Source organism: Mycobacterium sp., from assembly GCF_032159565.1.
Lineage (GTDB): Bacteria > Actinomycetota > Actinomycetes > Mycobacteriales > Mycobacteriaceae > Mycobacterium.
This window is the reverse complement of sequence record NZ_JAVHWR010000164.1, coordinates 1-20,471: the sequence shown is the minus strand read 5'-3', so window position 1 is coordinate 20,471 and position 20,471 is coordinate 1. Positions and strand designations below refer to the sequence as shown.

Here is a 20,471-nt window from a genome sequence, read left to right as displayed (position 1 = left end):
ACTCCTCACGAAAAACTGGAACAGGTTCTCGTTATGGAACCACGCACGTCAAGGGGTGTCACGGCGCGATGGCGTCGGCGCGCCCAGCGTGCGCCAGTCCGGAACATCGGGCGGCAGACCGACGGGATACCTGTTCTCGTTGGCCGCCGCCCAATGCGCGTGGCCGAGCTCGTGAATGTGAAACGCGTGCCGCAATGCCGCGGTGAAACCCATGGCGTCGCTGGCCGCGTTGACCGAATCCTTTACAAGTAGGGCCGCCATCGTCGGCCGCTCGGCAATACGACGGGCGAACGCCAATGTCTTGTCCTCCAACTCGGCGCGCGGGAAGACCTTGGACACCATGCCGAGACGGTATGCCTCGTCCGCGTCGATCGAATCACCGGTCAGCAGAAGCTCTTTGGCTTTGCGCGCGCCGAATTCCCATGGATGCGCGTAGTACTCGACACCCGGCATACCCATCCGGACCGCCACGACGTCGCTGAACTTCGCATCGTCGGCGGCGACGATGAGGTCACACGCCCAAATCAGCATCAGTCCGGCGGAGATGGCATTTCCCTGCACCTGCGCGATGGTGATCTTGCGCAGATCCCGCCAGCGTCGGGTGTTTTCGAAGAAGAAGTGCCATTCCTGCAGATACGTTCTCTCGGCGATGCTGCTCATGCTCGAGCCGTGCGAGCGAAACGTCGGGTGCTGCTCCGGTCCCGGCTTGCGTTCGAGCAGGGCCTCCTCTGAGCCCAGGTCGTGCCCGGCGGAGAAGTTCTTTCCGCGACCGGCCAGAATCACCACCCGCACGTTGTCATCGGCCTCGGCCCTGCCGAATGCCTCATCCAATTGCACGAGCAGGGTGCGCGATTGCGCATTCTGGGCGCCCGGCCGGTTGAGCCAGATACGGGCGATTCGGCCCTCGTCCAAGGTCTCGTAGGTCACCTGCTGGGCCGGCTCTTGCGGAACCGAATCGGCGTTGGTCAGGTCCGGGCTAGCCACGGTGCACACCTCGTTACGTTCGACGCTTCAGATGTAAGGCACACTACTTCTCCTGCCCAACCCACCGCCCGGCGGGATGTCCGGCGCGCCGACCTGCGGCCCCAGCCGTCTGCGCAGCGTCACCACAGCAACCTGGCAGTCACCTCACAGTTAGACCACGAGCAAACCGCGGATACCGGCTATCAGCCAGTACTTTTCGTTGGTCGCAGGTACGCTTGCGCTAGCAGATGCCAACTCCTGCTACAACTTCGGACGAGGCATAGGCAGGGAACCGGAGGGCTGCGGTCAGGGCGCTGACAGCAATCAGCCGCTTCTCGACCGACACGGCCAGCAAACTACAGAAAGCGTGACGATGGCGACCTTCCACCTTCCAACTCGACGACTGATCCTTGCGGGGGGATTCGCTGTTGCGATCGCTGCTGCACCGGCGGTCGCAATGTTCGCCGTTTCGCCGAACGGCACGTCGGCGCCGTCGGTTTCGGCGTGCGCAGGCGGTGAAACCGAGGACCAGTTCACCAATATCTGCGTGCCCGATATCGTGCCGAACTCACCGGACTTCTCGAGCACCGCGCCGGTCGGCGGCCTTCCGGAGATCGGCGGCATCCCCTGCACCGGACACAATTCGGGCCAGTGCATCGGCCTGGGCGAGGAAGAGAACGCCGCGGGCCCGATCGCGGTTCCACATTCGTCGGTCAGCTCGAGCCCGTAGAACAGCCAGATCAGATAGGGCCGGACTCCATTTTGGCGTCCGGCCCTTTCCTTTGTGCGCCACGTTTCTCGGGTTGGCCTGCAGAAATCGCGCGAGCGTATTGACAGGAAACTTTGCGAACTCATGCAGATATCGCCCAGTTTCCATACAATCGCCCCGACGATAACCGTCAGGAGTTCTACAGAAAGCGTGACGATGGCGACCATGAAGTTCTCAGCACGACGACTGATCATTGCCGGTGGATTCGCCGTCGCGGTCGCGGCAGCGCCCGCGATCGCCTTCGTCGCGACACCCGTCCCCTCGGCCGCCCCGTTGGCCTGTACCGGTGGCGAGGAGCCCGACCTCTACACCTCGCTGTGCGTTCCGCACCTGGTGCCGAATGCCGGCCAGCCGTATTCGACGATCGCCGGCAACCCCGACCTGCCCGCAGTGAACCTGCCCGGCGGCGGCGGGTCCATTCCCTGCACCGGCCACAACTCCGGACAGTGCATCGGACTGGCAGAGGAACAGCAGGCACCCGTCGTTACACCGGAGTCGACGATAGGCAGCAGCCCGACAGTCACCGGTGTCGAAGACAACGTCGGGTAGCCCCGCCGGGGCGCTCGTCCGTCCGGCCGCATATATGGTGGTGTGATGGCTACAAAATCTGATCCCGCCGAGCTCGGCGACGTCGAACCGCTAGCCGACAGCACCGCCCGCCAGGCCCGCCGCGTCGTCGCCGCCTATGCGACCGACGCAGACGAGTGCCGGGTCTTTCTGTCGATGCTCGGCATTGGACCGAAGCTCGAGGCGTAGGTGAGTTCGGGAGACGACGAGGAAGTCGGCTCCGGCAACTCTGACTTCGTCGTCGTGGCCAACCGGCTGCCGATCGACATGGAGCGGCTGCCTGACGGCACGACGCGCTGGAAACGCAGCCCTGGCGGCCTTGTCACGGCCCTCGAGCCGCTATTGCGCCGACGGAAGGGCGCCTGGATCGGCTGGCCGGGTGTTCCGGACGCCGACGAGGAGCCCATCGCCGAGGAAGACATGCGGCTCTATCCGGTGCGGCTGTCGGCCGAAGACGTCGAGATGTACTACGAGGGGTTCTCCAACGCCGCGCTGTGGCCGCTGTACCACGATGTCATCGTCAAGCCGATCTACCACCGCGAGTGGTGGGATCGCTACGTCGAGGTGAATCGGCGCTTCGCCGAGGCGACCGCACGCGCCGCGGCGCAGGGCGCGACCGTGTGGGTCCAGGACTACCAGCTGCAGCTGGTACCGAAGATGTTGCGGATGCTGCGGCCCGATCTCACCATCGGATTTTTCTTGCACATTCCGTTTCCGCCGGTGGAGCTGTTCATGCAGATGCCGTGGCGCACCGAGATCATCGAGGGCCTGCTGGGTGCGGACCTGGTGGGCTTCCATCTGCCGGGCGGCGCCCAAAACTTTCTGATCCTGTCCCGACGCCTGGTGGGCGCCAACACGTCGCGAGCCTCGGTCGGTGTCCGGTCCCGATTCGGCGAGGTGCAGATCGGCTTTCGCACAGTCAAAGTCGGCGCCTTCCCCATCTCGATCGACTCGGGGGAACTCGATGCCAAGGCCAGGGCGAGAAGCGTTCGCCAGCGTGCGCGCGAGATCCGCAACGAGCTCGGAAATCCGCGCAAGATCCTGCTCGGAGTCGACCGGCTGGACTATACCAAGGGCATAAACGTTCGGCTGGAAGCGTTTTCAGAACTGCTCAGCGAGGACCGCGTCAAACGCGACGACACAGTGCTCGTGCAGCTGGCCACGCCGAGCCGTGAGCGCGTGGAAAGCTACAAAGTGATGCGCGAGGACATCGAGCGGCAGGTCGGCCACATCAACGGTGAATTCGGTGAGGTCGGCCATCCGATCGTGCATTACATTCACCGGCCGGTCCCCCGCGACGAACTGATCGCCTTCTTCGTGGCGGCCGACGTCATGCTGGTGACCCCGTTGCGCGACGGCATGAACCTGGTCGCCAAGGAGTACGTCGCCTGCCGCAGCGATTTGGGCGGCGCCCTGGTCCTCAGTGAATTCACCGGTGCGGCGGCCGAACTCCGGCAGGCTTACCTGGTCAACCCTCACCACCTCGACGGCGTGAAGGACGCGATCGACGAAGCGCTGAATCAGTCGCCGGAAGAGGGCAGACGCAGGATGCGCGCCCTACGCAGGCAGGTGCTCGTCCACGACGTCGACCGCTGGGCGCGGTCGTTCCTGGAGGCACTGGCCTCCACTCGCAAAGGTGACGTCAGATCGGGGTGATGTAGTTGATCAGCCACTGGCCGTCGACCTTGACGTAGTCCACCTTCAGCCGACTGCCGTCATAGACCGGCTGCTTGGACTTGTCGGTCACGGTGCGGTTCAGATACACCATAACCGAGCCTGAATTGCGTTGCGCGGCCAGCACTCCCACTCCGACGGTGTTGGCTTGGCTGACCAGTTGCCGTTCACGCGCCTGCGGGATGATGTCCTTGTTCGCCCGGTCCTTGAACTCCTGGCGGTAGCTCGGCGTCAGAAGCGGATAGATGTCGTTGAGGCTGCGCTCGACAGTCTGGTAGTCGTAGCCGAACACCTTGGGGATCTGCTCTTTCGCCTTGTCGACCAGGATGGCGCTCGCGGCGTTCTCACCCTGAATCTCGACCCCGGTCCAGTAGTACCAGCCGCCGGCGCCGGCGAGCACGACGAAGCCGAACGCCAGCAGAATGGACAACGCGCCGACGAACCTGGCGACTCGCGTCGACATCAGTTGCCCCCGTCGGGATATTTGAGGTCGTAGAACGACATGTGGCCGTTGTCGTCTTCTGCCACCGTTACCCGGAGCCGGTACGGCTTGGAGGGCTGGTTGTTGCCGTCGATGTCGGTGACCGTCACGCGCACCGCGACCAGCACATCGGCCCGATTGGCGAGCGCATCGACCTTCTCCAGCGCGGCGCCGTTGATGACCGCCTCGGCGCTGGCGTTGGTGTCGCGGAACAGCAGCTTGAGGTTGTCGGCGTTCTGCCCCTGGCTCATCATGTCCCGCAGCGGCCCGCTGGTGCTGTTGATGAACCGGTCGACATCGGCGTCGATGGAGTCCTGCGTATAGCTGAACATGTTCACCACGTACTGCGATGCGGTGTCGACGAACAGTTGGTTCTGCGCCTTTTGCGCTTCCTCGCCGCGTTGATGGCTCACGGTGAGCAAGACGGCCACCCCGAGCGCGACGACCGCGACCAGGGCGGTCACCAGCGACACCAGCGCTACCAGTCCCCGATGGGACTGCCTGCGCGGTGGGGGGCCGACGGGTTTGGACAGCCGGACCTTGGTGGTCTTCGGCACCTCGACAGGCACTCCCGACGACTGGGGGTAGCTCCCCCCCGAAGGGGAGGGGGAGGCCACCGCACCGCTGGCCGGCCCCGCCGCCCTCGACGCACGACGTCTTCCCGCCGACTTCGGCGATGCTTGCGCCGAAGCCGTGTCTTCACTCATCTACGCCTGCCTTGGAGCCATCATCAGATCAACCCAGTTTTCCGCGGGCGCCAGTGTGTCATTTCCACCCGCGAACACGCCAGTTCCCCCTGCTGGGTCGACGAACTTGCCGCTCTGGTCATAGGTTGCGCTGGCCATCGGAGGCGCCTCGGCGGGTAGCGGCGGCGCATCCGCAGGCGGGGGCGCGTCCGCAGGCGGTTGGCCGGGCAGCGGCAACAACGGCGCACCCTCCGGAGGAGGCGGCGGCGTCCTGCCGTACGGCGGCACCGCCTGATCGGGCGGCGCGTAGAACGGAAACGGCGATGGCAACGGCCCTGGCTGATTCGGCGGCACCGGCAGCGGGAACGGACCGTGAGGCGCCGGACCGGGCCCCGGTGCGACACCGGGCGGCAATTGCACCACCGGCGGGCCCGGGTCGGGATCCACCTGCGGCGGGATGAACGGGAACTTGTTCTGCGGCAGGATCATTCGCGGATCATCGATCGGCTGGCTGCCGTACGGGATCGGCGGCCCCCGCCACGGATTGCTTCCAAGCGGCACGTAGCCCTTCGGGTCGCGGCAGAGCTGGATGGTGGGCGCCCGCTTACCGGGGAACTCCTGGCACGGATAGTTGCGCGCACCACGCACCACGGACGGATCGTTCTGCGCGGTCTTGCAGTAAAGGCCCGGCGGTATGTCGCGCAGAGTGGTGTCGGCTGGGGAGCGGATCTGCGTCGGGGGGATGAATCCCGTCGAGCACGGCGGCGGATCCTGAAGATGGATCTTGAAGTCGAGCTTGCCGCCTTCGTCGGCGGGCACCCCACCGGCGACGGTGCTCAATGCTGCGAGCAGCGCCGGGAAGATCACCAGCGCCTGTTCGATCGACTTGCTGTAGATCACGCCGATTCTGCCGAAGTTCGCCAGGTTGGCGGCCAGCACAGGAAAGGACGGCCGGATCCCGGTGAACGTGTCGTTGGCCGCCTCGGCAGCGCCGGGCACCGTCTGCAGGGTCGTCCGCAGCTGGGGGTCCGCGTTGTTTACTTCCCCGGTCAGCCGGGCCAGGCCCTCGGTGAGCGACTTGATGTCGTCCCCTCCGCGGATCTGCGCGTCGAGGAACGGCCCGGCCTGATCGATCAGCTGCGTGGTCTGTCCGTAGTTGCTGTTGGCCTCGTCGACCAGCAGCCGCGAGGACTCGATCAAGCGGGCCAGTTCGGGGCCGGATCCGTTGAAGGCCTTGAACGTTTCGCGCAGCAGATCCTGCAGTCTGGTGTCGCCGACGCTGGCGACCAGCCTGTCCGCCTCGTCGAGCAGACCGGAGATGTCCTGGCCGATCGCCGTGCGGTCCTTGCCGATGCTCGCACCGTTGCGCAGCTTCCCCGACGACGTGTTCTTCGGCGGCACCAGGTCGATGTACTGCTCGCCGACAGCCGAGACACTCTTCACCGTCGCGGTGACGTTGTCGGGCACCGGTGTGCCGCTGTTGAGCCTCATGTGCGCGACGATGCCGTCGTTGGTCAGCCCGACGGACTCAACCCGTCCGACCGTCACGCCGCGGTAGGTGACGTTGGCATTCTCGTAGATGCCGCCGCCGGCAACGAAGTTCGCGTCCACTTTGTACGCACCGATGCCGACGGCAGCGGGCAGATGCAGATAGAACAGCGAAATGGCGCTGACGGTGAGCACCGTGACGATCGCGAAGATCGTCAGTTGGATACGAGTCAGCCGGTCCAGCATCAGGGCCCCCCGTCGTGTTGGGTGGCCGAACCGGCAGGGATCTTGAATGGATCCGCGGCCTGACCCGAAAGGTTGGCAACAGCACCGGTGAGGAAGTCGGGCGGGTTGATGACCTCGTTCATGTGGGCCATGTTCGTGTCGAGGCCCCACGCTGTGGTGAACACGGACTCGCCGAGTCGACGCAGCGTCAAATCGAAGGTCACGTACACGTTCAGGTAGTCACCCCGCACAGCTCGCCGCAGATATTTGTAGTGGAACGGGAAGGTCGGCAGGAACTCGAGGTCCTTGATCAGGTAGTCGACATTGTCGTTGAACGACTTGATGACCGGGTACAGGTCCTTGAAGTCGGCCGCGAAGTCGTCCTTCGTCTTCTGCAGGATGTTCGAGGCGATTCCCGCGAAGCGCTGCAGTGCGCCGAACGCGTCGACGATGTTGCCGCGGTTCTTGTTCAACACGTCCAGCGCGGCCGGCAACGTGTCGAGGGTGCGGCCGAGGCTGTCCTTGCTGCGCGCCAGGATCCCAGAGAAACGGTTCAACCCCTCCGCGGCGGCGATGATGTCGTTGGTCTGCTGATCGAGCGACGTCGTCAGGTCGGCCAATCTCGGCACCAGATCGGTGAAGCTGCCCTGGCGGCCCACGACCGCATTGTAGGCCTCGTCGGTGATGTCCTGCAGCGCACCGAGATTGCCCTTGTTCACCACGACGCCGAGAGACGACAACACCTCTTCAGTGGTGGGATACCGCCCGGTGCGGTCAAGCGGAATCTGTGAGCCCTCCCTGAGCTGACCGACCCCCTTCTCGTCGGCCGGCGCGGCGAGCTCGATGTGCTGGGAACCCAGCAGTGAGGTCTGTGCCACCTTGGCCGTCGCGTTCTGCGGTAACTTGACGTTCTTGTCCAGGGAAAGCTGCACGGCCGCATAAAAAGTGCCGTCGGAACGCTGCACAGCTTCGATACCCGAGACGCTGCCGACGGTGACGTCGTCGATCATCACCGGGGAGTTCTGCGGCAGGGTGGCCACGTCGGGCAGTTGGACGGTGATCTTGTATGCGCCCGATCCGTGGCCCGCTGTGCCCGGCATGTTGAGCGAGTTCAACCCGCCGAACGAGCAGCCGGCGAGCAGCGTGGCACCGGCGGCGATCGCTACGGTCCGTCGGACGGCTCGGGATGCCTTGGCGCGCGATACGTTCCGCATCACCCACCCCCCTCGGCGGGCGCGGGCCCGACCGGTGACTGCTCGGCAGCCGGCGGCGCGGAGGCATTCGGGTCGGCCGGTCCGGGGGCCGCCTCGGGGCCGCCTGCGTGTGATGTCGACTGCGCGGGCGGCACCATCAGCGAACTGAGGTCGGTGGCATCGCTGGTCTTCGGCGGGTTCACGCCCGGCGCGGGCTGCCATTGCAGATAGGGCACCGGGGTCTCGGCCTTGGCCTCCGTCTGCGGTGTGTCGTAGATGATCTGGCCCTTGTAGGCGGTGATGCTGTTGATCGGGTGGAACATCAGCGGCGGGAAGTTCATGGTGATGCGGCGCAGCACCGGACCCATGCGCTGCCTGCAGAGTTCGGCACGCTTGTAGTTGTCGGTGGACGTGCCCGCGTCGAACACGCCGCCGCAGACGAACTGAACCGGGTTGGCGAAGTTTGGCAGCGTCAGCAGGCCGCCGACGGTGCCCTGCGCGGGGTTGTAGATGTTGTAGAAGTTCGCAAGCCCGTTGGGCGTGATGTGCAGGATCTGCTCGATGTCGTCGCTGTGTTCGGTCAGGATGCTGGTGAAGTCCGTCAGCTTGTTGACCTGCTTGATCAGCGCGTCGTTGCTGTCGTTGAGGAAGCCGCGGACATCGCCGAGGGCCTGGTTGAGCGTGCCCAGCGTGTTGTCGAGATCTGTCGAACTGTCGGCCAGCACCTGTGACACAGAGGCGACGTGGTTGGTGAACTGCACGATCTGTTCGTTGCTGTTGGACAGGGCGTTGACGAGCACCTGCAGGTTGCGGACGGTGCCGAACAGGTCGGTGCGTGAGTCGCCCAGCCGGCCCGCCGTCTGCGACAGCTCCCGCAGCGCCTGGCGGAACGAGTCACCGTTTCCCTCGAAGGTGTCGGCGGCCTGGTTCACGAACGAGCTCAGCGGACCTTGCAGCGACCCCTGCTGTGGTCCCAGCTCGCGGCTGAGTGCCGTCAGCTGCTCCTTGACCTCGTCCCATTCGACCGGCACCGCGGTGCGGTCCAGCCCGATGCTCGCCCCGTCGGACAGCGCCGGGCCCCCGGTGTATGCGGGACCCAGCTGAATGAAGCGCGCAGACACCAGGTTCGGCGAGATGATGAGCGCCTTCGCATCGGCGGCCACCTTCACCCCGTCGTCGACGGACATGGTGATCTTGACGTCGCCGGCCCGGGGTTCGATCGAGTCGATCTTGCCGACCGGCACGCCGACGATGCGCACATCGTCACCCGGGTACAGACCGACGGCGGACGTGAAGTAGGCCACGACCTTGTTGCCGGTCCGCGCCGGCCACACCAGGTACACGCCGACGGCCAGCACCGCGACCAGCACAGCGGCCAGCGCTATCCGCAGCCAGCGGCTGCGGATGGGGGACGAATTCGCGTAGGTCATGGCGACTTCGGCCTGATGATCAGTCGCTCGGAGATGTACCCCTTGAGCATGTCGGAGAGGCTGTCCGGCAGCTTGCCCGGCTGGAAGTAGGTGTCGAACAACACTTCCCCGATCCCCGCGGGCGGCAAGCCGTACAGGTTGATCTGGAAACCGGGTCCTGAACCGACCACCTCGCCGAGCGCCGTCGCGTACGGCGGCAGCCGCTTGAGCGCCTCCCCGATGTGCTGGCGCCGTTCGAGAAGGTTGTCGAGCACCAGGTTGAGCTTCTCCAGGGCGGGCTTGAACTCCTTGCGGTTGTCAGCAACGAAGCCCGAAAGTTGCTGCGAGACATCGTCGATGCCGCCGATGAGGTTGCTCAGCGCTTGACGGCGCTCGTCGAGCGCGGCGAACAGCAAATTGCCGTCGAGCACCAGCTGGTTCACCTGCCCCGCCCGCTGAGCCAGCGTGTCCGACACCTTCTTGGCGTGTACCAGAAGCTGTTGCAGCGCCTCGTCACGCTTGTTGATACTGCGCGACAGCGCGGTGACACCGTCAAGAGCGTTGCGCAACTGCGGCGTCGCATCACGAAGCGAGTCGGTGAGCGTCTGCAGCGCCTGCTCGAAACGCGGCTTGTCCAGCTCGCCGGCGTTCTGGCCGAGATCCTGCAGCGCGGTGTTGAGGGTGTAGGGCGTCGTGGTCCGGCCCAGCGGGATCACAGTGGAATTCCCGGTGCCACGGGGCGTGACCGCCAGCGACTTCTCGCCGAGCACGGTGTCGGTCTTGATCGCGATCAGCGACTGGTCTCCGACCTTGACGTCACGGTTCACGGTGAACGTCACCTTCGCCGTGTCACCCGCCAGCGCCACACCGGTGACCTTGCCCACGTTGATACCCGACACGTTGACGTCGTTGCCCGGTGAGATGCCGCCCGCGTCGGTGAAGTACGCCTCGTACGGCTTGCCCTGTGGCCAGAACGGCAGGCTGGTGTAGCCGAACGACACCAGCACCAGGCACGCCACCAGGGCGATCCCGAATATTCCGGTGCGAAGCGGGTTTCCGTCGTCGGGCCTAGCCATTCTCGGAACACCTCCCCTTGGACGGATCCGGCGGCCCACCGAACGGAACCAGGATGTCACTGCCCGCGGGCCCGTTGATTTTCAGCCGGACGGAGCAGTAGAAGATGTTGAAGAACGACCCGTATGCACCGAGGGCGTTGAGTCGCAGATAATTCTCGGCCAGCGGCTCGATGACCTTGTTGACGTCCGCCTTCCGTTCGTCGAACCGCTGCGCCATCGGCCGGACGTTCTCGATGACGCCCTGGACCGGCCGACGTGACTGCTTCAACATGTCGGTCAGGTCATTCTCGGCCGACGCCAGCGGCGGGATGGCACCGGCGATCGGGTCGCGACCCGCTGCCAGTCCGGTCAGCAGCTTCTGCAGCTGATCCACGCTGGCGTCGAACTGAACACCCTTCTCGTCGACCGTCCCCAGCACCGTGTTCAGGTTGTTGACCACATCGCCGATCAACTGGTCGCGCGCCGCAAGATTCTGGGTGAAGGCGCTGGTGGTCGACAACAGGTTGGACAGCGCGCCGCCCTGACCCTGGAGCAACTCCATGACGGCGCTGCTGACCTCGTTTATCTTGCCGCCGTCGAGGCCCTTGAGGACCGGACGTAGCCCGCCCAGAAGTGCATCGAGGTCGAGCGCGGGCTGAGTGTTCTCCTTCGGAATGGTGCTCCCCGGCGCAATCTTTCGTAATTCCCCCGGCCCCGCGGTGATCTCGAGATACCGGTCGCCAACGAGGTTCTCGTAGCGGACCACCGCGCGCGTCGACGTATAAAGCTGATATTTCTTGTCCACTGCGAAGGCGACGTCGACGGTGTTGTCGGGATTCAGTTTGAGCGAACCGACCGTTCCCACCGGAACGCCGGAGATGCGCACGTCCTGTCCGGCTTTCAGCCGCGCGGCGTCGGTGAACGTCGCGTGGTATTTGCTTTCGGACGCGAAGCGGAACTCGCCGAACACCACCACCAGCATCGCCGCCACAAGCAGCATCGCCACCGTGAAGATGCTGACGTTGAGCAGGGTCCGATTACGCTTCATCAGTAATCGTCCCTCTCCGCGAACGCGCCGTTGAACAAGAACTGCGCCGTCGACGGCGCGTCGAACTGCAACTCGGTGTTCGGCTGGTATGGGACATACGCGTTGTCGGTGACGAGAAACGGCGTGTGGTACCAGGACCCGCCCAACTGCTTGCTCGGGACATGGGGCAAACCACGGCAATTGGGGCCGCCGGACCCATTCACGATCGGCAGGCTCTCCGGGTACGTGTAGGCCGGCGAACCGGGCAGGAAGTTGGAAGACACGAACAGGCCCGGCCGGGTGCCGCCGATGATGGGCGCGAAGAAGTCGACAACAGAGCCGGTGCCTTCGAGGATGCACCCGAATTCCGGCGAGTAGTCACCGGCCACCTTCAGCGGCGCGCGCAACCGGTTCACCGCGGCAATGTAGTCGTTCTCCGCGGGCTCCAACGTGTCGGCGCCGTTGTTGGCCAGGCCTGTCGCCGCCAGCAGCGTCGCGTTGAGGTTGTCCTGTTCGTCGACGATGGTGTTGCTGATGGCCGGCACGTTGTCGAGGATGCGCGTCAGGTCCGGACCGGCGTCGCCGTAGATGTTCGCCACCACAGCAGTCTTCTGGAAGTCCTGCTGCAGCGTCGGGAGCTTCGGATTCAGTTGCTGCAGATAATAGTTCAGGCCGGTAAGCAAAGCGCCGAGGTCGTCGCCGTGACCGCGTAGACCCTCCGCGAGCGCGCTCAGCGTCCCGTTCAGCTGCACCGGGTCGATCTTGTGCAGCACGTCGGTCAACGTCTGGAAGAGCGTGTTGACCTCGAGTTGCACCGACGACGCCTGGACCTGCGACCCAGGGCGTAGCGAGGAGACCGAAGGTTGTTCCGGCGGGACGAACTCCACCGACTTCGCACCGAAAACCGTTGTGCTGGCGATACGGACGACCGCGTTCGACGGGATGAACCGCATCTCGTTGCTGTCGATCGCAAGCGTCAACTTGGCCTGATCGCCCGCATAGTCGATCGATTTGACCTCGCCGATCTGGATACCGCGGTACTTCACCTTGGCGTCGCGGTCCATGACCAGACCTGCTCGAGGTGAGGTGACGGTGACCTTGTCGGTCGACGTGAATGCGGCCGTGTAGGCCAGGTAGGTGAAGACGATGGCGGCGGCGACCAGCGCCGCGAGGATCGCAGCGGCGATCCGCACGTGGCTGCGCTTGGCCCCTCCGTCAGACATCGCCCACCTATCCGGAAAGGTTGAAATTGCCGGACGAGCCGTAGACGGCAAGTGAGATGAACAGGGTGATGGTGACGACCACGATCAGCGAGGTGCGGACGGCCTGACCCACCGCGATCCCGACGCCGACCGGACCGCCCGACGCGTTGTACCCGTAATAGGTGTGCACCAGCATCACGGCGATCGCCATGACGATCGCCTGCAGGAACGACCACAACAGATCGGTCGGTACCAGGAACGTGTTGAAGTAGTGGTCGTAGAGGCCCGCCGACTGCTTGTTGATGAAGACCGTGGTGAAGCGGGCGGCGAAGAACGCGGCGAGCACCGACAGCGAGTACAGCGGGATGATCGCCACCATCCCGGCCATCAACCGGGTGGACACCAGGTATGACACCGAATGCACGGCCATCGATTCGACCGCGTCGATCTCCTCGGCGACCCGCATTGCACCCAGTTGTGCCGTGGTACCGGCGCCGATGGTGGCCGCCAGCGCGATGCCGGCGATCACAGGGGCGACGATGCGCACGTTGAGGAACGCGGACAGGAAGCCGGTCAACGCCTCGATGCCGATGTTGCCCAGCGACGAGTAGCCTTGAACGGCGATGACACCGCCGGAGGCCAGGGTCAGGAACGCAGCCACACCGACGGTGCCGCCGATCATCACCAGCGCGCCGGTGCCCATCGTCATCTCGGCGATGTTGCGGATGGTCTCCTTGCGGTAGCGGGTGACAGCGTTGGGGATGTAGCGGATCGTCTCGCCGTAGAACAGCGCCTGCTCGCCGATGTTGTCGACGACCTTCGGCACGCCGCGGAAGGCCCGGCGGAAGCGCAGGGTGAGGTCGTAGCTCATCAGCGCCCTCTGTTCTTCGCGCAAGCGCTCATCAGCGCCCTCTGTTCTTCGCGCAAGCGCTCATCAGAGCCTTCTGTTCTTCGCGCAAGCGCTCATCAGAGCCTTCTGTTCTTCGCGCAAGCGCTCATCAGTGCCCTCTGTTCTTCGCGCAAGCGTCCCCCGCAAGCGGGCGGTACCCCCACATCAGCGCACCAGCACTCTCACGCCGACCGCCGTCATGATGACGTTGATGACGAACAGGCAGATGAACGCGTAGACCACGGTTTCGTTGACCGCCGTGCCGACGCCCTTGGGGCCGCCCTGCACGGTCAGCCCGCGATAACAACCGACCAGCCCTGCGACGACGCCGAACAGCAAAGCCTTCACCTCCGCGAGCACCAGCTCGCCGAGACCGGTGAGGACGGTCAGGCCGTTGATGAACGCGCCGGGATTGACGCCCTGGAGGAACACGGAGAAGACGTAGCCGCCGGCAAGCCCAATCGCGCAGACCAGACCGTTCAGCAGAAGCGCCACGACGGTCGAGGCCAGCACGCGCGGGACGACGAGCCGCTGGATCGGGTCGATGCCGAGCACGCGCATCGCGTCGATTTCCTCGCGGATGGTGCGGGCGCCCAGATCGGCGCAGATCGCGGTCGCGCCGGCGCCCGCGACCACCAGCACCGTCACCACGGGACCGAGCTGGGTGATGGTGCCGAACGCCGTGCCGGCGCCGGACAGGTCCGCCGCACCGATCTCCCGTAGGAGGATGTTCAAGGTGAAGGCCACCAGGACGGTGAACGGAATGGCGACGAGCAGGGTCGGAATCAGCGAGACCCGCGCGATCATCCACGTCTGCTCGAGGAATTCGCGGAACTGGAACGGCCGGCGAAAAATCTTGACGAACGTGTCGATGGACATCTCGACGAAACCGCCCACGGCCCGCGCCGGGGCCGCAAGCTGTTCGATCAACCTCGGCTCCGTTCTCGGGGCGGGGTTTCGTGAGCTTTCACCATGGCGAAGCTTTGGAAATTGCTTGCCGTGGCGACTTCTCCACCCCTGCGTCGCACGTAACTCTCAGTGAGCCGGATCATACTAACTAGAACAAGTTCGCAGTGTCAAAGGACCCGGTATTGAGACAAATTTGCAGCTTTTGTCCAGGTCAGGACGGGTGTGATCCAGGTCATTCTGGAACGTGTTCTAGCTACGAAAGGGCGCCCGGCTCTCAGCGGGCTCTTAGGGATTTCTCATCAGGTGGGTGGCAGAGAATCCGTGCTCGAGTTCACGGTCAGCAAAGAAATTACGCAGCTTGGTGCTCAGCTCGACGGGCACCCACGCGTCGCCGTCCGCAGTGAATTGCCGCTCGGCGGTCGGCGCCGCCAGGAGCGTAACCGTCGGCCCGTACACGATGAAGACCTGGCCGCTGACCCGGTCGGATGCGGGCGACGCCAGAAAGCGGACAAGTGAGACGACGTGATCCGGCGAGAGGCTGTCGGTCTGTCCCTCGGCGAGTTCCGGCGCATCGCCGAACACATCGGCCGTCATCGCGGTGCGTGCCCGCGGAGCGATGGCGTTCGCCCGCACGCCGTAGCGCTCCAGCGCCCTGGCGGCGCTCAGCGTCAGCGCAACGATGCCGGCCTTCGCAGCGCCGTAGTTGGCCTGGCCGACCGGACCGGTCAGTCCCGCCTCCGAGGACGTGTTGATGATCCGGCCGTAAACCGAGCCGTCGCCCTCCTTGGCCTTGGCCCGCCAGTAGGTGGCGGCGTTGCGGGTCAACAAAAAGTGCCCGCGCAGGTGCACGGCGATAACGGCGTCCCAGTCCTCGTCGGACATGTTGAACAGCATCTTGTCGCGGGTGATGCCCGCGTTGTTGACGACGATGTGGAGGCCACCAAGACCTTCTGCGGTGGCGACGAGTTCGTCGGCGGTGCTGCGCGCACTGATGTCACCCTCGACCGCGACGGCCTTCGATCCTGCCGCGACGATCTCGTCGAAGACATCCGAGGCGTCCAGCGCCGCGGCCATGTCGTTGACCACGATCGTGGCGCCCGAACGGGCCAGGCCGATCGCCTCGGCCCTACCCAGGCCAGCGGCCGCCCCGGTGACCACCGCGACTCGGCCGGACAGATCGCTCAGGTCGTCTCGTTGTGCGCTCACTTATGAATACCTCTAGTCCTTTCGAAGCAACGCGGCTCGCGGGCATTCGGCGATCGACTGCTCGGCCAGGTCCTCCTGGTCGGCGGCCACCGGATCCTGCTTCACCACCGCGTAATCCTCGTCGTCGAGATCGAATAGGTCTGGTGCGATTCCCACGCACACGGCGTTACCTTCACACCGATCGCGATCGACTTCAACTCGCACGACAACCTCCTAGCACTGGGCTCCAACCGGCTGTTCCCCGGGCAGCACCCACAATACGACCAGGTCGAGAAGCGACCCGCGGGAACCGTCGCTGGACCCCAAGACTAGAACGTGTTACAACCGGGTTGGCAGATAGGCGTTCTTCTGGTTTATCGAGACGTTAAGGACTTGGCGATGCGGATCGGCTACACCCCTGAGCAAGAGGAGTTGCGGCGCGAGCTGCGCGCCTACTTCACCAAGCTGATGACCCCGCAGCGCGCCGAGGCGCTCGCCGCCAACGACGGCGAGATGGGTCGCGGCAACGTCTACCGAGAGACCGTTGCGCAGATGGGCAAGGACGGCTGGCTGACGCTGTCATGGCCCAAGGAGTTCGGCGGTCAGGCGCGCCCGCCGATGGACAGCCTGATCTTCAACGACGAGGCCTCCATCGCCAACGTCCCGGTCCCCTTCCTGACCATCAACAGCGTTGCGCCGACGATCATGGCGTTCGGCACCGAGGAGCAGAAGAAGTTCTTCCTGCCCAAGATCGCCTTGGGTGAGCTGCACTTCTCGATCGGCTACTCCGAGCCGGGGGCGGGCACCGATCTGGCCGCCCTGCGCACCTCCGCGGTCCGCGACGGCGACGACTACGTCATCAACGGCCAGAAGATGTGGACCAGCCTGATTGCGTACGCCGACTATGTCTGGCTGGCGGTGCGAACCAACCCGGAGGCCAAAAAACATCGCGGCATCTCGATGCTGATCGTGCCGACCACCGCCGAGGGCTTCTCGTGGACGCCGGTTCACACGATGGCAGGGGTCGACACCAGCGCCACTTACTACCAGGACGTCCGGGTGCCCACCACCAGCCTGGTCGGCGAGGAGAACGCGGGCTGGAAACTGGTCACCAACCAGCTCAACCACGAGCGCGTCGCGCTGGTATCCGCTCAGCCGATCTTCTCGGCGCTCAACGGTGTTCGCGAGTGGGCGCAGAACACCAAGGACGTGCTTGGTAATCGGCTGATCGACTCGGAGTGGGTGCAGCTGAACCTGGCCCGCGTGCACGCCAAGGCCGAGGTGCTCAAGCTGATCAACTGGGAGCTGGCCTCCACCGAACATGCCGCGCCGTCGCCTGCGGACGCATCGGCGGCCAAGGTGTACGGCACCGAGTTGGCCACCGAGGCCTACCGGCTGCTGATGGAGGTGCTCGGCACCGCCGCGACGGTGCGCGCGGATTCCCCCGGCGCCCTGCTGCGCGGTCGCATCGAGCGGATGCACCGGTCCTGCCTGATCCTCACGTTCGGCGGCGGCACCAACGAGATTCAGCGCGACATCATCGGCATGGTCGCGCTCGGCCTGCCCCGGGTTAACCGGTAGAGACGGAGATTTAAGCCATGGATTTCACGACGACGGAAGCCGCCGAGGATCTCGGCGGTCTGGCACGCACCATTACCGAATCGGTGTGCACGCCGGAGCGCCAACGGGAGCTCGACGGCCTCGAGGAGCGCTTCGACAGCGTTCTATGGGCGAAGCTCAAAGACGCCGACATCCTTTCGACCACGGCGCCGGAGGCGGTGGGCGGCGGGGGTTTTGGCGCGCTCGAGCAGGTTGCGGTGCTCGTCGCACTCGGCAGGCAGATGGCCGCGGTGCCCTACCTCGAGTCGGCGGTGCTGGCGGCGGGGGCTCTGGCCGAGTTCGGTTCGGAGGAGCTTCAGCGGGCGTGGGCGGTGCCCGCGATCAACGGAGACAAAATCGTCACCGTCGCACTCGACGGCGATATGGGTGAGGGTCCCGTGCGGGGGACGGCCAACGGCGACGCGTACCGGTTGACCGGAACGAGGACGCAGGTGTTCTACGGCCCCGTCGCCGACGCCTTCCTGGTTCCCGCCGAAACCGATTCGGGTACGAAGGTTTTCGTGGTGGCGAAGGACGATGCAGGCGTTTCGGTCGCCCCGCTGAACACCACAGGGCACGGCAGCGTCGGGCACCTTCAGTGCCACGGCGTCGAACTCGGAGCCGACCGGGTCATCGGTGGCGAAGATGTCGTCTCGTGGCTGATCGCGCGCACCGCTTTGGGCCGCAGCGCTTTTCAGCTCGGCGTGCTCGAGCGTGCGCTGGAGCTCACCGCCGAATACGCGCGCGAACGCGAGCAGTTCGATCGGCCGATCGGCAGCTTCCAGGCGGTCTCCTCGCGGCTGGCCGACGGCTACATCGACATCAAGGGCCTGCGCCTGACCGTGACGCAGGCGGCGTGGCGGTTGTCGGAGGATTTGCCCGCCGACGTCGACGTGAGTACGGCGGCGTTCTGGGCGGCGGAGGCAGGACACCGTGTCGCGCACACCGCTGTGCACGTGCACGGGGGCGTCGGCATCGACACCGACCATCCCGTCCACCGGTACTTCCTCGCGGCCAAGCAGACGGAGTTCGCGGTCGGCGGTGCCACGGGGCAGCTGCTGCGCATCGGTCGGGAACTCGCCTCCACACCGGCTTGAATCCCGCGGACGTGTGGGGCACCTCCCGCCCGAAGGGAAGGGGGAGAGCAATTGAACCCTGCGGACGTGAGGAGCAATTGAACCCAGCGACCGGAAGCGAGCTTCCCACCGTAACCTCGCTGATCACACCGCTTCTCGACGTCGACGAGCGCGGCGTGTACTTCGCCGATGAGCCGCTTGCGCGAAGAGCAGACATCGAGGGATCGTTCACCTCGTGGCGCGATCACATTCAGCAGGCGGCGGCCGTGGCCGCAGCACTGCGCGCGCGAATGGATCCCGACAGGCCGCCACACGTGGGTGTGCTGCTGCAGAACACTCCCTTCTTCTCGACGCTGCTCGTCGCCGCGGGCCTGACGGGGATCGTGCCGGTCGGTCTCAACCCGATCCGCCGCGGCGCTGCACTGGAGCGCGATATTCGGCATGCGGATTGCCAGGCCGTCCTTGCTGATTCGGCGTCAGCCGCGATCGTCGGCGACATCGACCACATCGACGTCGACTCTCCGCAATGGGCGGAAGAGATCGCCGCGCATCACGCTGCGCCGGTGACGGTGCGCGCCGCTGACCCCGCCGACACCTTCATGCTGATCTACACGTCGGGTACCAGCGGTGACCCCAAGGCGGTGATCTGCAGCCACGGCAAGGTCGCGATCGCGGGCCTGATGATGACGGAGCGATTCGGGCTCCGAGCCGACGACGTCTGCTACGTGTCCATGCCGTTGTTCCACTCGAACGCGGTGCTGGTGGGCTGGTCGGTGTCACTGGCCTGTGGAGGCTCGATGGTGTTGCGGCGCAAGTTCTCTGCGTCGCAGTTCATTCCCGACGTCCGGCACTATGGGGTGACCTATGCCAACTACGTCGGCAAGCCACTTTCGTATGTGCTCGCGACGCCGGAACGTCCCGATGATGCCGACAACCCGTTAAGGGCGGTGTACGGGAACGAGGGCGCGCCCGCCGACGTCGAGCGGTTCGCGCGCCGGTTCGACACCGTCGTCGTCGACGGATTCGGTTCCACCGAAGGCGGAGTCGCGATCGGACGCACGCCGGACACCCCGCCGGGCGCCTTGGGCCCGCTGCCCGAGGGCACCGACATCGTCGACGTGGATACCGGTGAACCGTGTCCACCCGGCGTCACGGGTGAGATCGTCAACACCACGGGGCCGGGACGCTTCGAGGGCTACTACAACGATCCCGGCGCCGACGCCGAACGCATGCGTGGCGGCGTGTACCACAGCGGCGACCTCGGCTACCGCGACGAGAACGGCTACGCGTACTTCGCAGGGCGGTTGGGCGACTGGATGCGCGTCGACGGCGAGAACCTGGGTGCCGCGCCGATCGAGCGGGTGCTGCTGCGCCATCCCGACGTCATCGAAGTCGCCGTATACGGGATCCCGGCTCCCGACATCGGCGACCAGGTCATGGCGGCGCTACTGCTTGCCGACGGGGCCGAGTTCGACTCCGACGCGTTCCGCGAGTTCCTGACCGAGCAACCGGACCTGGGCCCCAAGCAGTGGCCCGCATTCGTGCGCATCGCCTCCGAGCTGCCGCGGACCGAGTCATTCAAGGTCATCAAACGCCGGCTCGCGGCCCAGGGCACCGAGTGCACGGACGCGGTGTGGCCGATTCGGCGGTAACGTCGACGAGGTGGGTTACCGCGACTTCCCACCCCCATCGCATCTGCGCGACCTCGTCGAGTGCGCGTGGGTGGTGGACGGGCCGCCTGAGCCGGTCCGGGTTCTGCCCGATGGCTGCATGGACCTCATCAGAATGTAGGGCCGCATCGTCGTCGCCGGTCCGGACACCACGGCACTTCTCAGCCCGCGTAATCGGGATGCGTTCGCGGGCTTGCGGTTTCGGCCCGGGGCCCTCCCGCGGCTGCTCGGCGTTCCGGCGGCGGCACTGCGCGACAACCGCGTTGCACTGACGGACCTTGGCGTCAAGTGTTCGCGGGACCGTTCGTTGATCGAGCTGACGACGGCGCTTGCGTCCGACGAGCCGGTTAAGGAGACGGCGCCGTGGTCGCTTCACCAGCTGCGCCTCATCACCTACAGCCTCG

General features: G+C 65.4%; 21 protein-coding genes and 1 pseudogene. 8 read left to right on the top strand and 14 right to left on the bottom strand.

The window, feature by feature from the left end:
- Window positions 1-48 precede the first annotated feature (48 nt).
- A complete protein-coding gene (locus QOC76_RS22025; protein WP_526360368.1) occupies window positions 49-984 on the bottom strand; it encodes an enoyl-CoA hydratase/isomerase family protein in 936 nt (311 codons plus the stop codon).
- A gap of 303 nt (window positions 985-1,287) precedes the next feature.
- Complete coding sequence (locus tag QOC76_RS22020) at window positions 1,288-1,899, bottom strand: hypothetical protein (protein ID WP_526360366.1); 612 nt, start codon at window positions 1,897-1,899, stop codon at window positions 1,288-1,290.
- On the opposite strand from QOC76_RS22020, the gene QOC76_RS22015 reads away from it, so the two are divergent.
- From QOC76_RS22015 to QOC76_RS22005, 3 genes are read left to right on the top strand one after another with little or no spacing between them, the layout of a single operon-like run.
- Entirely contained in the window at window positions 1,889-2,281 is a 393-nt protein-coding gene (locus QOC76_RS22015; protein WP_526360364.1) for an intersectin-EH binding protein Ibp1, read from the top strand. The two genes, QOC76_RS22020 and QOC76_RS22015, sit on opposite strands and share 11 nt — an antisense overlap.
- Window positions 2,282-2,326: 45 nt before the next feature.
- The gene (locus QOC76_RS22010; RefSeq protein ID WP_526360362.1) at window positions 2,327-2,488 is read left to right on the top strand and encodes a hypothetical protein; all 162 of its coding nucleotides are present in this window, start codon (window positions 2,327-2,329) and stop codon (window positions 2,486-2,488) included.
- Complete coding sequence (locus QOC76_RS22005; protein WP_526360360.1) at window positions 2,489-3,955, top strand: alpha,alpha-trehalose-phosphate synthase (UDP-forming); 1,467 nt, start codon at window positions 2,489-2,491, stop codon at window positions 3,953-3,955.
- Here the strand turns inward: QOC76_RS22005 and QOC76_RS22000 are convergent.
- The 12 genes from QOC76_RS22000 to QOC76_RS21945 all read right to left on the bottom strand — a co-directional run bounded on the left by QOC76_RS22000 (window position 3,942) and on the right by QOC76_RS21945 (window position 15,947).
- The gene (locus QOC76_RS22000; RefSeq protein WP_526360358.1) at window positions 3,942-4,436 is read right to left on the bottom strand and encodes a mammalian cell entry protein; all 495 of its coding nucleotides are present in this window, start codon (window positions 4,434-4,436) and stop codon (window positions 3,942-3,944) included. The two genes, QOC76_RS22005 and QOC76_RS22000, sit on opposite strands and share 14 nt — an antisense overlap.
- Window positions 4,436-5,161: an Rv1363c family protein gene (locus QOC76_RS21995; protein WP_526360356.1), complete on the bottom strand. Its 726-nt coding sequence runs from the start codon at window positions 5,159-5,161 to the stop codon at window positions 4,436-4,438. Before QOC76_RS21995 ends, QOC76_RS22000 begins: the two co-directional genes overlap by 1 nt.
- Window positions 5,162-6,874, bottom strand: coding sequence for an MCE family protein (locus tag QOC76_RS21990; protein ID WP_526360354.1), 1,713 nt, complete (start codon window positions 6,872-6,874; stop codon window positions 5,162-5,164). It abuts the gene before it with no gap.
- Complete coding sequence (locus tag QOC76_RS21985) at window positions 6,874-8,067, bottom strand: MCE family protein (protein WP_526360352.1); 1,194 nt, start codon at window positions 8,065-8,067, stop codon at window positions 6,874-6,876. The genes QOC76_RS21990 and QOC76_RS21985 overlap by 1 nt, the downstream gene beginning before the upstream one ends.
- Complete coding sequence (locus tag QOC76_RS21980) at window positions 8,067-9,476, bottom strand: MCE family protein (RefSeq protein ID WP_526360350.1); 1,410 nt, start codon at window positions 9,474-9,476, stop codon at window positions 8,067-8,069. Before QOC76_RS21980 ends, QOC76_RS21985 begins: the two co-directional genes overlap by 1 nt.
- Entirely contained in the window at window positions 9,473-10,531 is a 1,059-nt protein-coding gene (locus tag QOC76_RS21975; protein ID WP_526360348.1) for a virulence factor Mce family protein, read from the bottom strand. Before QOC76_RS21975 ends, QOC76_RS21980 begins: the two co-directional genes overlap by 4 nt.
- Window positions 10,524-11,558: an MCE family protein gene (locus QOC76_RS21970; RefSeq protein ID WP_526360346.1), complete on the bottom strand. Its 1,035-nt coding sequence runs from the start codon at window positions 11,556-11,558 to the stop codon at window positions 10,524-10,526. Before QOC76_RS21970 ends, QOC76_RS21975 begins: the two co-directional genes overlap by 8 nt.
- Complete coding sequence (locus tag QOC76_RS21965; protein WP_526360344.1) at window positions 11,558-12,760, bottom strand: MCE family protein; 1,203 nt, start codon at window positions 12,758-12,760, stop codon at window positions 11,558-11,560. The genes QOC76_RS21970 and QOC76_RS21965 overlap by 1 nt, the downstream gene beginning before the upstream one ends.
- A gap of 7 nt (window positions 12,761-12,767) precedes the next feature.
- A complete protein-coding gene (locus QOC76_RS21960; protein WP_526360414.1) occupies window positions 12,768-13,610 on the bottom strand; it encodes an MlaE family ABC transporter permease in 843 nt (280 codons plus the stop codon).
- 183 nt (window positions 13,611-13,793) lie between these two features.
- Window positions 13,794-14,558 (bottom strand): MlaE family ABC transporter permease, encoded by a 765-nt coding sequence (locus QOC76_RS21955; protein WP_526360342.1) that lies wholly within the window; start codon window positions 14,556-14,558, stop codon window positions 13,794-13,796.
- Window positions 14,559-14,822: 264 nt separating this feature from the next.
- Window positions 14,823-15,743, bottom strand: a complete 921-nt coding sequence (locus tag QOC76_RS21950) for a 3-oxoacyl-ACP reductase (RefSeq protein WP_526360340.1) — start codon at window positions 15,741-15,743, stop codon at window positions 14,823-14,825.
- Between the two features lie 12 nt (window positions 15,744-15,755).
- The gene (locus tag QOC76_RS21945; protein ID WP_067077361.1) at window positions 15,756-15,947 is read right to left on the bottom strand and encodes a ferredoxin; all 192 of its coding nucleotides are present in this window, start codon (window positions 15,945-15,947) and stop codon (window positions 15,756-15,758) included.
- Between the two features lie 174 nt (window positions 15,948-16,121).
- On the opposite strand from QOC76_RS21945, the gene QOC76_RS21940 reads away from it, so the two are divergent.
- The 5 genes and pseudogenes from QOC76_RS21940 to QOC76_RS21920 form a co-directional block, all read left to right on the top strand.
- Window positions 16,122-17,303: an acyl-CoA dehydrogenase family protein gene (locus QOC76_RS21940; protein ID WP_526360338.1), complete on the top strand. Its 1,182-nt coding sequence runs from the start codon at window positions 16,122-16,124 to the stop codon at window positions 17,301-17,303.
- A 17-nt stretch (window positions 17,304-17,320) separates the two neighbouring features.
- A complete protein-coding gene (locus QOC76_RS21935) occupies window positions 17,321-18,418 on the top strand; it encodes an acyl-CoA dehydrogenase family protein (RefSeq protein WP_526360336.1) in 1,098 nt (365 codons plus the stop codon).
- Window positions 18,419-18,495: 77 nt separating this feature from the next.
- Entirely contained in the window at window positions 18,496-20,049 is a 1,554-nt protein-coding gene (gene fadD17 / locus QOC76_RS21930; RefSeq protein WP_526360334.1) for a long-chain-fatty-acid--CoA ligase FadD17, read from the top strand.
- Between the two features lie 10 nt (window positions 20,050-20,059).
- A complete protein-coding gene (locus QOC76_RS21925; protein WP_526360332.1) occupies window positions 20,060-20,188 on the top strand; it encodes a DUF6597 domain-containing transcriptional factor in 129 nt (42 codons plus the stop codon).
- A 72-nt stretch (window positions 20,189-20,260) separates the two neighbouring features.
- Window positions 20,261-20,471: pseudogene (locus QOC76_RS21920) on the top strand (AraC family transcriptional regulator); the annotation flags it as partial.